At 51.2% G+C, this 13865-nt stretch carries 8 protein-coding genes; 1 reads left to right on the top strand and 7 read right to left on the bottom strand.

Annotated elements, in window-relative coordinates; all coding sequences use genetic code 11:
• The 7 genes from F4Y39_21695 to F4Y39_21725 all read right to left on the bottom strand — a co-directional run bounded on the left by F4Y39_21695 (position 1) and on the right by F4Y39_21725 (position 12371).
• The gene (locus tag F4Y39_21695) at positions 1 to 354 is read right to left on the bottom strand and encodes a DUF721 domain-containing protein (protein ID MYC16349.1); all 354 of its coding nucleotides are present in this window, start codon (positions 352 to 354) and stop codon (positions 1 to 3) included.
• Entirely contained in the window at positions 351 to 1436 is a 1086-nt protein-coding gene (recF, locus tag F4Y39_21700) for a DNA replication/repair protein RecF (GenBank protein ID MYC16350.1), read from the bottom strand. Before recF ends, F4Y39_21695 begins: the two co-directional genes overlap by 4 nt.
• Positions 1436 to 2611: a DNA polymerase III subunit beta gene (gene dnaN / locus F4Y39_21705; GenBank protein MYC16351.1), complete on the bottom strand. Its 1176-nt coding sequence runs from the start codon at positions 2609 to 2611 to the stop codon at positions 1436 to 1438. Before dnaN ends, recF begins: the two co-directional genes overlap by 1 nt.
• Positions 2612 to 2817: 206 nt before the next feature.
• Positions 2818 to 6027, bottom strand: coding sequence for an AAA family ATPase (locus tag F4Y39_21710; protein ID MYC16352.1), 3210 nt, complete (start codon positions 6025 to 6027; stop codon positions 2818 to 2820).
• Positions 6024 to 9002: a PD-(D/E)XK nuclease family protein gene (locus F4Y39_21715; protein MYC16353.1), complete on the bottom strand. Its 2979-nt coding sequence runs from the start codon at positions 9000 to 9002 to the stop codon at positions 6024 to 6026. Before F4Y39_21715 ends, F4Y39_21710 begins: the two co-directional genes overlap by 4 nt.
• Positions 9003 to 9066: 64 nt before the next feature.
• On the bottom strand, positions 9067 to 11574 hold the full coding sequence (locus F4Y39_21720; protein ID MYC16354.1) for an FtsX-like permease family protein: 2508 nt from the start codon (positions 11572 to 11574) through the stop codon (positions 9067 to 9069).
• A 125-nt stretch (positions 11575 to 11699) separates the two neighbouring features.
• Complete coding sequence (locus F4Y39_21725) at positions 11700 to 12371, bottom strand: hypothetical protein (GenBank protein MYC16355.1); 672 nt, start codon at positions 12369 to 12371, stop codon at positions 11700 to 11702.
• Positions 12372 to 12535: 164 nt separating this feature from the next.
• On the opposite strand from F4Y39_21725, the gene F4Y39_21730 reads away from it, so the two are divergent.
• Positions 12536 to 13852 carry a hypothetical protein gene (locus F4Y39_21730; GenBank protein MYC16356.1) on the top strand — a complete coding sequence of 439 codons (1317 nt, stop codon included), beginning with the start codon at positions 12536 to 12538 and terminating at the stop codon, positions 13850 to 13852.
• Positions 13853 to 13865 lie beyond the last annotated feature (13 nt).

Genomic DNA, 13865 nt, shown 5'->3' on the forward strand with positions numbered 1-13865 from the left:
CTATTGTAACCGAATTTTTTTTACCACATCACCGCCAACTTCGCGGTTCAAATTTTGACGTATTGTCTCGCATTGAAAGGTCAACCAATGCCGCCATGTGGGATTTTGTACTGAGACAGATAACTGCCCCCATCGAAAGCTGTTAACTTGCGTTACAGCCGCAATATCTTCACCCACAATTTCTTCCCACAATGACAACACGCGCTGTTCTCTCAATTTTTCCGCAAGTCCCAGGCTATCTACCACCTGGCGAATGGCATCACCTGCGGAAACCGGGTCAGATGTTGGACCACTCCGATACCTGTAAACACCGCTCTTGCGTCTGTCTGTCTCGGCATCCATAGTATTGTTCACAATTTCAACAGCCGAAATTCGTGTTTTTCAAAATCCAGATCTGGATCTCGAGCTGAGGTTACGACCACTTGCCCAAAATCGGGAATCAGGTTCAATACGGCGTTTGCCCGTTTGGGATCGAGTTCTGAAAACACATCGTCCATCAGCAAGACAGGGCGCCACCCGGTCTGTTGCTCTAAAAATGTGGCTTCGGCCAGTTTCCAGGAGAGCAGAACGGTTTTCAGTTGGCCCTGGGACGCGAATTGATGTACAGCTTTGTCGTCAAGTGTAAAAATCAGATTGTCGCGGTGTGGTCCCGTAAGTGTATATCGCAGTTCGACTTCCTGTGGCAACCGAGTCGTCAGCGCTTCGAAGAGTATTTCCCTACCCTGATCGCGCGTTTCCAGGGATATGGGACTGCGGTAATTCGCTTTCATTTTTTCTGCTGTGGGCGCGATGGTCCGATAGTATTCAGATAGAAGATGTTGTATATCATTCAGCGCTTCGAGACGGCGAGATATTATGCGAGCACCTAAATTGGATAATTGCTCATTCCACGGTTCAACTTGTTCGGGATGTGATAAAAGTGCTGAACGGCGGTCTTTTAACAACCGATTGCGCTGTGCCAACACGCGCTGATACCCTTCCAAATCAGACAAATAGGACGCGCTTGATTGCGAAACGAGAATATCTAAAATGCGGCGGCGCTGAGCCGGTTCGCGCAATACGAGATCTACATCTTCGGGAGAAAATAAAACAGCGTTGAATGCGCCAATGAGGTCCGAAAGGCGGGGAAGAGAGGTCTCTGCAACAGAGGCTTGTTTTTTGCCAACAAGGGGATCGTAGGCAATGCGAATGGGGAAGGAACGATCTTCGCGCTCAATCTGGGCTTCGATCACAAAATAGTTAGCACCCCACCTGAGCACATCCCGATCTCTGGCACCACGACCCGATTTGGCCAGTGCCAAAAAATACAACGCTTCTAAAACATTTGATTTGCCGCGGGCATTATCTGCCCAAATTGCCGTTTTTGCCTGATCAAATGTAAATTCAGCATGCTCAAAGTTTCGAAAATTGGTGAGTTTAAGTGAGGAGACATACATCAGTCATTGAGTCGCAAGGGCATAAGGAGACATAGATAGTCTTCGCCTTCGAGTTGTTCACCAGGCCTGATGATTCCCGCGGCAACAGCACTGTCGAGTTCAAAGAGGATTTCGTCACAGTTAATGCGCCGGAGCACGTCTTGTAGATAGCCGGAATTATATCCAATAGTCATTTCATCTTCATCGTATTCAACGCCCACAGATTCGCGTGCTTCGCCTCCTATTTCCTGGCTGGTCGCTGATAATGCGAGTTCATCCTTTTTGAGTTCGAGCCGCAATTGATGGGTCTGAGCACTTGCCAGAATGGAGACGCGCCGCACCGCAGGCAGCAATTGGCTGTTCGAAACGCGAAGGCGCTTACCGTTGTTTTGGGGAATCACCTGTTCGTAATCGACATAGGGACCTTCAATTAGTCGAGAGAAGATCTGGATGGCGTCTTCGTCGCCCAATGAAAAAAGTACATGGCTTTGCCCGAGTTGTACTTTTTGAAGATCTGATCCTCCCCCCATGAGTTTAACCACCTGATTCAAAGCATGAGGGGGAACAATGGCCTCTCTGTTGTTATCGGGTAACCCATCCTGAATCCGCGAATATTTGACCAGACGGTGACCATCTGTTGCCACCATGGTCATGCGTCCATTGCCAACCTGCCAGAGCACCCCTGTGAGTACCGGGCGGGTTTCATCGCGAGACACGGCAAAGATCGTCTTAGAAATCATTTCGCTGAGGACATTGCTATCAGCCGAAGAATCCTGAGCATCCTCATCTTCATCGGATAAAAACGCGATCTCGGGACCATCGATCTCCGTAGGCAAGTCGGGAAAATCGTCAGATGGCACCGACATCAAGGCATAAGTTCCTTCGGCACCACTTTGACGCTGGAGCGTTACACGACCTTCTTCGGCAGTGAGGGATAGGGATTCTTCGGGCAACTCGCGCACAATTTCTGAGAATTTGCGCGCTGGCACCGTTGTTGCCCCGGCGTCTTCGATGGTGGCCGAAAGTTTGCATGTTATTGATATATCGAGATCTGTGGCGCTCAAACACACATCACTACCATTGTTTGCATCAATCAGGATGTTGGACAATACAGGCAATGCGGTTTTAGAGGGCACGATATCGATCACAGCCTGGATACCTTTGAGGAGTTCCTCTTTTTCTATTGATACTTTCATGAATACGTCTCTCCCAAGCGCGTGAAGCCCTTTGTAAATGATTTTTTGAGGTGTTGTATAGCGCGTTTTTTTGAGGTCAAAAATGATTGATTTTTTGTTCAATTACAGACATTATAATTTACTGAATTTTAACGATTTTGTCAACCTTGCTTTTTGTCCGAAAACCCTCTGTGTCCCAAAGAGTTGTCAGGAAAAAAAAGAACAACTTAAATGGTTAAAAATTCACGTCTTGCCGTCAGCCACAAGCCCTTTGCAAAAATCGTTTCGCCGGTGAATTTCGCCCAGTGTCTGGCATAGGTGTTCACCTGGTCGGCTGTTTGTTCACACAGTGCCTGTACATCGTCATCGGTTTTGACCGTATTGGTTTTGTAATCGACAATTTTCCATCCTCCGGGCAGGCGATAGACCAGGTCGATGACGCCGCGGATAATTTCGCTGGTGTTGTTCTCCGCTTGCGATACCGCGAAGGGGACTTCGGTATATACGGTTTCTGAAGCCTGTATTTCCGCCCATATCTCCGAGTTGCGAAAGTGCTGCAATGCGTCCAATGCGTGTGGTAGAAACCCGGCGTCTGCACCTGCATTATTCAGCAGATGCGCGACATAAGGTGTGGGATCAGCGGGCAATCGCATGTTGATGGCGTCGTCGAATATCCGGTGGATTACGGTGCCATACGCAGCGCCTTTGCCTGCTGCTGATCGCCCTTCGTCCGTATATGTGACGTCCGCCCGGTCATCTGTTACCTGCGCGACTTTAAACGATTCTTTTTTCACAGTTTGCCAGAATTGGTCTCTTTGTTTTCGTTCCATTTCTACAGACAGTGTTTTGGTTGATGGGGTTTCTGGGGTGGGTTGCGGTGAATGGTCGCCGTGCGCCAGTTCGGACACGTTTTTTAGATGGGGATAGAGCGGCGACCACGGTCCATGGTCGGGTTTTTCCTCGTAGGTGGATACTACGAGCAAGTTTTCTGCGCGCGTTGCTGCTACGTAGAGCAATCGCAGTTCTTCGCCTTGCAAAAATCGCGTTTCTTCAGCTTGGGCATCTTCCCAACCCGCAGGCTCGGCGACAACCTCGCGTTGATACGGTCCGCGGGGTTTTGTAATGGGCAATGCCAAAAAGGGTTCGTCGCTGGTACGGGATACGTGAAATTCGGGACCATAGCGCGTGTAACTCGTGTCATAGGGGTCGGCGAGGAAGACGATTTTGCCCTGTAATCCCTTGGCCTGATGCAGGTTCATCAATCGCACGACGTTTTCCTGTGCGGAGGGGATGGTCATTTGTTCAATTTTGTAGTCTCTGTCGTCAATGAGGGCGCGCAGTTCGGTCACCACCTGCCCCCAATGCATTCCCTGTGCGCTCCATTCGCGGATGAGAGATAATATGCGGATGAGATTGCCAGCGTGTGTTTCTCCCATGGGCAGGGTGCGCACAAAAGGCAGGAGGCCGAGTCTTTCTACACAGCGCGCTATGGCAGTATCTGGCGATAGGGAGTATAACCATTCCAACGCTTTTTTGAGATGGTCATAAGCCTGCTCGAATGTTCGGCGCAATTCTCGATCCATTCCTTTGGGTAAATCGCGTGTCCAGTTGAAATCACCACCTGCTTTTTTGAATGCATAGAGGGCATCATCTCCCAGGCCGACGAGATCCCCCCGCAAATAGGCGAGTAGTGGTAGCGGATTGTCGGGCATATAAACGGTTTCCAAAAAATCTGTGAGCGTATGCAATACGTCTGCTTCACCCAGGCGATTGCCTCCCGTGATTTCAAAGGGAATGCTGCGTTCCTCCAGTGCCTGGGCGTAATGGGACAAATAGCCAGAGGTGCGCGTTAAGATGAGAAAGTCGCCCGGCGATGCGTTGGCGGCTTCTCCATTAATTTCCGTTTTGCCTTCTATGGCTGTTGCGATGAAGTTTGCAATCCGCGCGGCGTCTTCCTCTGCGATCTGGCTTCGGCTGTTGCGATAGACTTTGTCGATTGAAATTCGGCGGACTGCATCTGTTTCATCATCGGATCTGTATTTGAATAGCGGAGCAAATTCGGCTTGATAGGGTTTTTCATGCGCGGTGAACAGGGGTTCAAATGCCGCGTTGATCCAATCGCAGAGGCGACCCAGTGAGCGAAAGTTCGTGTTCAGGTTGACGATATCGCCATTGGTATTGTCAATGCGGTTGCGGACGAGGTCGAAGGTTTCGACATCCGCGCGGCGAAAGCGATAGATCGATTGTTTGCCGTCGCCTACTAAAAATAAGCTGCCCGGGCGGGGTGTAAGTTTGCGCCAATCGGTTTCTTGCAGGTTTTCGCCGGTTAAATACAGCAATATTTCGGCCTGGATGGGATCGGTATCCTGAAATTCATCTACGAATAGGCAGTGATAGCGATCCTGAAAGTGGCGGCGCACTTCGGGGTGGTCGCGCAGTAATCGCGCGGCGAGTTCGAGGAGGTCTTGAAATGTAAGGCGTCCGGTTTCGCGGCGGGTTTTGGCGTATTCTGCAACTGCGTCATCGACAAAGGGGGCAGCGAACCGGTAGATGTATTGCCGCCATCTGGTGAGGGTGGGGTCGAGTATTTCGGTTTGAAGTTCGGGTAATAAGGTGTCTCGCAAGTGTTTTGCAAAATCCTGGTTGGGCGCCCAGCTTTTGAGGGTGACACCGAGGTTTCCGGAAAGTATGTGCAAGAGGGCGATGCGATCCGCGTCGGACTGAATCCCCCGGTTCGACAGGAATAATCGCGCGCGCATCAAAGCCGTCTGGCAGGCATCGCGTCTGCCGGGGAGTGGATCGGGGATAAAGGCTCCTGTGTGTTGCAGAAAGGCTTCAAGTTGTGAAACTGCGGTCGATAAATCGGGTTTTTGTACTGGTTCGCTTACGAGCGGTACATCGCTGAACTGGTAGCGTCTTTGAAAAAATCCATACAGGTCTTCCGGGCGCAGACCCAGTTCTTCAAATTTGACGAGTTGCGGGTCTTCGGATAGAAAACTCTGCTGGACAAATTGATCCCACGCTTCGCGGCGCATGACGGCTTCTTCGCGTTCTTCGACTTCTGAAAAGTCGGGTGGCAGGCTCGCTTCAACGGGTCGTTCTCGCAATAACTGGCCGCAGAATGAGTGTATGGTGCCAATAAAGCATTGATCTACTTTTTCGAGTGCGTTTTGAATGCGGTCCAGGTCCTCACCGTCTGCGTTTTTAGCACGCGATTTTAATTCACTGAAAAATCGCCCGCGCATTTCACCTGCTGCTTTGCGCGTGAAGGTGATGGCGGATAGTTGATCTACGGCTACGACACCTGTTTGCACCGCGTTCACCATCCGCTGCACCAGCGCATAGGTTTTTCCCGCACCAGCTCCTGCGAGTACCATCATATTGCGATCCAGTGCTTCGGCTATTTTATCGCGTGCTTGTTGATCTCGAAGGTTCATATTCCCATCCAGCGATTGAGGCTGTCCAGCAAGAGTGCGAAGTCGGGATCGTCGTCCATTGTTTCACGCGCGTCGGCGAGGGCGTTGGCGTCCAGGCGTTCTTTGCTGCAGACGCGGTTGTAGATGCAGTAGTCGCATTCCTGGGATTTTTGTATGTGAAAAAAGCCACCGTTCTCTACCAGTTCGAGCAAGGGGCGCAACACATTGGCGAGTGTTTCGGGTGCTGGCGGCGTTTCTGAAAGCCTGCGGCCGTGTTCTCTGTCACCGGGAAAGACGTAACCGGATAATTGTACGCGGCCAGGTTCGCGTTGTTGTCTCAAGATCGAATTCAGGGCATAGGCGTACAGTGCCCATTGCAAATGCGTGCCGCGTTTGAGCAGGTCCCGTTCGTCGTATTGTGCCATGGATCCGGTTTTGTAATCCCAAATTACAAAGTTGTCGTCCACGCGATCTACGCGGTCAATACGCCCGCGGATGCGAATCGCGACATCTTCTGCGAGTTCGAGTGTCACAGGGGGTTCGCAATTCAGCCCGCCCGATTCGCCAAATCCGAAGGTCACTTCAAATGCGAGGGGATCGGCGTCTTTTTGATCGGACTCGACGGATAGAAATACCTGCGCGGCTTGCAATAGACGTTTGACGTCGGCGCGATACGCCGCTTCGTGTTCAACGGGATGGGTTTCTTTTTTGGCTTCTATTTCTCGTTCTAAGATTTCACGAATAAGCGTTCCGTGTCGTTCGCGGTCGGGGCGTTCTCCTCGCGCTTTCAGGGTTTGCATGAATTTGTGAAATAAGCTGTGTAATAACGCGCCATAAGACAGGGGATCGAGCCATCGCGTGGGGTCGGTTTCGGTTTTTTCTATGGGTTGTATTTCGAGTACGTAGTTCAAAAAATACCGGTACGGACATCGGGCGAGCATTTCCAGTTTTGAGGGTGAAAAGATGCGGTGCTGTGCGGTAATCGCCAGTTCGGGTGTGGGCTTGCCGAGCCATCCATCATAGGTCGTCAATCCGTCCCATTCGCGATTGCGGCGCGCCTTTTGTCCTGCGACCAGATGGGGAAAGGTCTGATGCACAACGGATTCGTAGTCGGCTGAGGCGTGGTGCGCTATCAGTGCCTCTGCGTCGTCCAGCGCCTGTGTAGATGTTTGGGGCAAAGTGGGTGCAACAGGTATAGGGTTGATGTTCATCTGTTCGGCGGCTTGCTGAAAGAGGGCGGCGGGATAGCGTTCCCGGCTGTCGGATAGGCTTCGATGGCAGGACAATAATGTCACTTTATAAGATGCCATGCCCAATACGCGGATGAGATGCCACACTTGCTCGGCGGGTCGCGTGCGGCGCAGTTCCAGTTCACCGGATACGCCCGAGCGCTCGCCATCTAATAGTATTGGGTCTTCTGTTGCGCCACCGGGGAAGGTGGCTTCGTCCAAGCCTGTGATGTAAATATGTGCGCGATTGGTGTATCCCGCGCGCGAAAGCGGGGCTATTGACAGATGTCCGGATTTGGCTGCTTCGGCTTTAAAAGAGAGGTTGGCGATCAATTCAGATAGACGGTTTGCCAGTCGGCGTACAGGTGCTTTGCGGCGCACGGATTGGGCCATGTGGTGCAGGCGATCCCGGATCGCGGTGAGGACCTCATCTTCGGCGTTTGCAAAGTGCGCGAGAAATTGCAAGCCAGCATTGACCAGCGCACCGAGCGATACACGGGGTCCGCTGGGGATGAGATCGAATAAGCGTTTGAGTTCTTCTTCAACGGCTTCGATTTCCTCAAGGGTTAATCCGCGATGGTCGGTTTCCGAGTTTTCACTGTCTCTATGGCGCAGGTCGGCTTTTATCTGGTTCAGGGCAGTAAAATAACGCCGAGGACCTTCGCCTTCGCCAATATGCGCGTGTTGGAGGACGGTTGCAATTACAGGTGCGCCTTCGGTGGCGATCAGGCCCGCGCGGCACATCATTACGAGTTCGTCAGAGGGGTATCCCACGCCTACCCACCGGTAAAAGTTCACCAGTGCGCGACCGGTTCGGGTTGTCGAAACAGGTATGCCTTCGGCAAATGTGGCGGGCAGCCCATATCGCTGAACCGCATCGCACAACAGGCTCACATAGGGCATTTCTGAGGTGTATGCGATTTCGACGGCATCCAGGGGTATGGTTCCCGATCTTATGTCGCGCAATACGGTGCTGATTTCTGTTTCGGTGCCCAGGGTTTCGCACAGTTGGATTTGAGATTTGTCTCTGGGGTTTAATCTCGATTTAGATATGTTTCCGCCTACTCCGATTTTGCCTGTGTTGGCGGGATAGGGTGCTTTGGGAAAGCGTTTTGCCGCACTGTGTGGCGGAGGCGATACACCCATATTATTTCGCCCGATGCGGCAGATATAACCCTTTGCTTTTTCACTGAGATAGTCGAATGCCAGTTTGGGTAATGGGGTTTCGTCCAGGATGGCATAGTGTGTATTTTGTGGGGGTGATTTTAGATGTTTTAATGCATGTCGATACAATACGGCGTTGTCGTAGAGATTATCTCTTTCAAATGTCGCGCAATACGTCTGGTAAAGTCGCTGCAATACCTGATGCCGCGTGCCTTTCTCAGAAAGCGAGTCCGTTTCCAGTTCCAAACCCGCTGCACGCAGAACGCGCAATGTGCGCAGGAAAGGTCGCGCGAGCGCAGTGGCCTGTTGTGCGAAGTAATCATCATTGACTTCGCGCACGGCCCGGGGGATCATTTCGTCCAGATAGAATAAGTCCGCGTCTTGCGCCATGCGCGAATACCCTTCCGCGATGAGATGGGCACCCGCATCTTTTTCCGCGAGGCTGCGCGGGGTTTCGATTTGTAAGTTTAGCCACGAATATCCCGTTTCCGCAAGTGCGAGTGTCAGGTCGTGCCCTATGGTCATGGTGGGGACGATCAGGACTTTTGCGTCGATTGGATGCGCGTCACAAAATGCTTTCAGTTGTGTGAGGTGGTATTGCATGGAATTATTCCTGATAAATTTGCAATAATTTACGATCGGGCGGGCACAGGGGCGCCGCCCCTACCTACTCATATCGCAATGTCTCAGTGGGATTTGTTCGGGCGGCTTTCCACGCCTGTGTGCTTACGGTTAATAGCGCGATTCCCAATGTCAAGAGGCTTCCGAGGACGAATGGGGTCGCGCCGAGTTCAATCCGATAGGCAAAATGCTGCAACCATCGATCCATTGCCAGATAAATAATCGGATAGGCGATCAGGTTTGCGATTCCGACGAGTATGACAAATTCTCTGCACAGGAGTATAACGAGATTCCAGACGGATGCGCCCATTGTTTTGCGTATGCCTATTTCTTTTGTGCGCTGTTCTGCGGTGAAGGCTGCCAGACCCAGCAGTCCCAGACACGCTACGAAGATCGCGATGACAAATGCCGCGCTGAATATTTGTCCCGTGCGCTGGTCGTCCCGATACCAGCGTTCCAATTGGTCGGACGCAAAGGCGATTTCGGGCGAGCGGGTGGGCAGAAATTCCGTCCAGGTGCGTTGTAGAAATGCCATTGTTTCTGAGAGTTCTTGCGGTCGAACCCGCATGGAGAGGTGACTGAGGCGATACCACGCGGCTGTGATGACCAGTGGTTCGATGGTTTCGTAGAGGGGCCGATAGTGAAAGTCTTTGACTACGCCGATTACATGTCCTTTTCGAACGTGTGAGTTCAGTGTTTTTCCTATGGGGTCTGTCCAGCCAAATACTTTTGCTGCTGTTTCGTTTATGACGAATAATTCGCCGGGTTTGCCGCGTCTTTCCCACGCGCGTTCCGCGTACGTGCGGTCGTAATTTCGCCCGGATAGCAGGGGTATGTCGTAGCAGTCTATAAATGCCTCGTCTGCGCCAAATACCCGCACTTCAACGCCCCGGTCTGGATCGCCTTCTGGGAAGAACCACTCGCGGTTGGGCCAGCTGTTTCCCGGCAGATCCGATGTTGCCGATACGGTTGTGATATTCAGGTGTTGTGAGAATGCGTCTTTTATCTGAAGGTACCGCTTTTGCAACTGTCCGCCAGTGCTCTGATATCGGTCTTGCCGGAAGATTGAGGCGACGACGACTTCTTCTTTGTTAAATCCCAGGTCTTTTTCCTGGATCAATCGCATTTGATCGGCTACAATGATGGTTCCTATGATCAATATAATCGATATTGCAAATTGCAATACGACGAGTCCTTTTCGCACATGAGCCTGGGCTGATCCGGCTTTGATTGCCCCGCCTTTCAATACGGTCGCGGGTTCGAATGCGGAGAGGTAGAGTGCGGGATAGCTTCCGGATAATAGCCCGACGAACAGGGTGATTCCCAGGATCCAGAGGGTTAATCCGCTGTTCAGGGTGAGGTTTTCTTGCACAAATGCGCTGAACGGGGGCAGTGCGAGATATACCAATCCGAGGGCTATACAGGCGGATAGGGCGGATAAGAGGAGAGATTCGCCAAGGAATTGCTTTATGAGATGCGGGCGATACGCGCCCACGACTTTTCGGAGTCCCACTTCTTTTGCGCGGCTGACAGACCGGGCTGTGGAGAGGTTCATGAAGTTGATACAGGCTATTGTGAGGATGAAGAATCCCACGAGTCCCAGCAGATAGATTTGCTGTATGTCTTTGTAGGGTCTTCCCGCGTCGCCCGTAAATCCGGGCATATCGATTTTGGAATACAGGTGCATGCGCGAGACGGGATGGAGATAATAGCGCACGGTTTCGCTTTCGTCTTCTGCGATTTCCGCATAGCGTTCGACGAGTTCCGGCAATTTCCGAGCGATGTCTTCGGGGTTGGCTCCGGGTTTCAGGCGCAGGTACGTATTTGCCGGGCGCGAGTACGCTGGCGGCAACCAGTGATCCCACGATCTGCGCTGGCGAACGCCCTGTGGCATGGTGGCGGTGATGAAGTCATACTGGAACCGCGAGTTGTGGGGTGCTTGTCGTATTAAGCCCGTGATTTGATATGTGCCGCCAAATAGGTTGTGATCTACTGTGATTGTTTTGCCGATTGGATTGATGGTTCCGAAAAATTTCCGGGCGATGGATTCTGTTATAACTACTGAAAATGGGTCCTGTAATACAGTTTGGGGATCGCCTGTCAGGATTTCGATGCCGAAGAATGCGAATACGTTGGGGTCGCTTAGCCAGAACATCTGTTGAAACGATTTTTCCCCGGCGTTTATCCAGCGGAGGCCAGCCCAAAAGCGCGTGGCGTCTTCCACGTCTGGAAATTCTTCGGGCAACACAGTTGCCAGTGGTCCCTGCTGGCCCGTGTTCCACGCTATCCGCCCGTTTGCATGGCGGGTTTGTTTCATGACGCGATAGGTGCGCGCTACTTCTGGGCGAAACCGGTCGTAGCTCAGTTCATAGGAGATGTAGATCGCGAGCAATACCGCACACGCCATTCCGAGTGCCAGTCCCGATAAGTTGATCAATGAGTAGCCCGGATGTCTCAGGAGGTTGCGGATGGCGATGGTGAGGTAGTTTTTTGCGAGGTAGAGGGTTTGTTTCATGGGATATAGGTATAAAGGGAGAAGAGAGGATCCCGTCATCGCGGCATGCAGTTGAGCCGCGATCCAGAATGTTTTGAACTGTCATCCAAAAACCAACGCCGCTCGCCGCGCGAATTAATTATACGATACCTCTCCTGATAACAGAATTAAAATCCGTGAACACATCATATTGTATTCATACGAATAACTTTACGACGACGCACTTCGACCTTTGTGATATTTTTTAACGTCCATTCTTCTGGCTCACCCCCTCGTTGGCTATACCGTGCATAAAAATGTATAATATCCCCTTCAGTAATATACTCAGCCCATTTTCCTTTACTCACAGATGTATAAGTAAGTGTAATAGATTCTCCAAATGTGCCATAATGAAATAGTACTCGTGTATCTGACACTTCTCCGCACTTATCACAAATTAAAAACACATCGGATAAACGTACCATTTCCAATTCTTCCGGTCCCTTAAACCAATAATTCGGTTCTTTGTAAATTTTTTCAACTGTGGCACAAAAGCGTTTTCTGGGCATCTTGTTTGTCCTCGCAACAGGATAAAATGATAATACAGAAAAATTTTCGCTGTGCTGTACCAATTCTAAATTTTTTCTGTGTATCCCTGTATGTTCGGACAAAATATCCAATGCTTCTTTTTCACCCCAACAACCCTCTATATCTACCAGCCATCTCTCAGGCAACAATCCGTCAATCACAGGATAAAAACCAAGTTTTTCTGGTTCTTTTTCCACATGTCCCAAATACTTACCCGTCGTATTATCCCTTAATCCGTACAAGCCAGATTCAAAATTTGAATTAGCAAAAGAAAGTGTTTTTTTGCTCATGTGAGACCCTAAATGTGTAGCAAACATCAAATCCTATCTACTTTCCACACCTTCCATCTTACCCTGACACACCGGACGGTTTGTCTTTTTAATCTTAGTTAGACTGTTATATTCTTTCAAGGCATTTTTTTGTGGAACGGCATAAGGACGAGGGGAGCAGTCCAATGGAATATGGTAGCCCTATTTTATACAAGCGCGTGGAGATTCCACCCGAGTTCTGTGTTACGGCAGAGGAGGGTACCTATGGCGGGGATATCCGGATGGGCGATCTCGAGGGAAATGGTCGGGCGGATTTTCTGGTGTACCGATCGGTTGACGATGCGCATGATGGCGGGGGCATGAAGCCGTGTTTTCTCGGTGCTTTTACCGCGGATGGCGAGGTTCTGTGGCGGGTGGGAGAGGGCGGCGTCCAGCCCAGCCGGCCCGGTCCTGTCGCTATTTGCAATATCGATGGCGATGGTAGGGATGAGGTTATTTGCTTTTTTCTGGATCCTTCGGTTGAGGCGGATCCCGATTCGATGGCAAATGTCGTCATTCAGATTCGGGACGGGGCGACTGGGGATCTCGTGAAACAAGATAGTCCCGCTGAGTTGCGGTCGTGTCTAGGACGGGGAGCGAATTGGGTGCATCAGCGCATTATGATTGCCAATTTCCGCGGAACCGATACGCCTCGAGACTTTGTGATTAAGCTTGGTAGCAGGGTTATTGCTTTTGATGAGGAACTTCAGGTTCTCTGGACCTATGAATCCAGGTGGACCGAGTACAGCCGATGTCCCGCGTACATTCCCTCGGTTGGAGATATTGACGGCGATGGCAGGGATGAGGTCAATGGCGGGTATTTTTTATTAGATCACGATGGGACGGTTCTCTGGGAAGAGCAACTTGGATGGAATATGGATTCGGTATCTATCACAGAGTGGGATAATGGGCAGGTGCGCGCCATTTGCTCTGGTTTTGGGCATGTGATGGATGGTCGCGGAAATGTGGTTTTGCGGCTCGGTGAGGAGAAGGTTCCCCACGGTCAGGAGGTGAGGGTGGCGCGATTTAGAGCGCGCGATCCGTCTCCCCAGATGGTGATTCGATATCAGGGACACAATACGGATGTTATGGTCATTGATACGAAGGGGATCTGTCTCAACGATTTCCGCCTCAATCCTTCGCCCAATAATACGGGTATGGAAGTTGTGTACTGGAATGGGTCAGATGCGCCTGCACTTCTGTACAATGGCGGGATGCTGTGGCTGCCTCTTGAGGGGACCTCTATCCCACTGCCGGGTCTTCCGGACCCCAGACCCGTTGGACGCATGGCCTGGTATCACTGTATTCCAGCAGATGTGTGCGGAGACGAACGGGAAGAGGTGGTTCTGTATAATCCGTGGGAGACCGCGGTCTATATTTATACCCCGTATCCCCTGGATGAGAGTCTGTATCGGGGATACCGGTCCTCTGCGAGACAATACAATGTCAGATTGATGGATTAAGGGCGGCGCTCAG

This window comes from Gemmatimonadota bacterium, from assembly GCA_009838845.1.
Taxonomy (GTDB): Bacteria; Latescibacterota; UBA2968; order UBA2968; family UBA2968; genus VXRD01.

Bases quoted from the DNA above. Each gene is read 5' to 3' on its own strand.
- recF (MYC16350.1), bottom strand. From the start codon at position 1,436: ATGTATGTCTCCTCACTTAAACTCACCAATTTTCGAAACTTTGAGCAT.
- dnaN (MYC16351.1), bottom strand. From the start codon at position 2,611: ATGAAAGTATCAATAGAAAAAGAGGAACTCCTCAAAGGTATCCAGGCT.
- F4Y39_21710 (MYC16352.1), bottom strand. From the start codon at position 6,027: ATGAACCTTCGAGATCAACAAGCACGCGATAAAATAGCCGAAGCACTG.
- F4Y39_21715 (MYC16353.1), bottom strand. From the start codon at position 9,002: ATGCAATACCACCTCACACAACTGAAAGCATTTTGTGACGCGCATCCA.
- F4Y39_21720 (MYC16354.1), bottom strand. From the start codon at position 11,574: ATGACGGGATCCTCTCTTCTCCCTTTATACCTATATCCCATGAAACAA.
- F4Y39_21725 (MYC16355.1), bottom strand. From the start codon at position 12,371: ATGAGCAAAAAAACACTTTCTTTTGCTAATTCAAATTTTGAATCTGGC.
- F4Y39_21730 (MYC16356.1), top strand. From the start codon at position 12,536: ATGGAATATGGTAGCCCTATTTTATACAAGCGCGTGGAGATTCCACCC.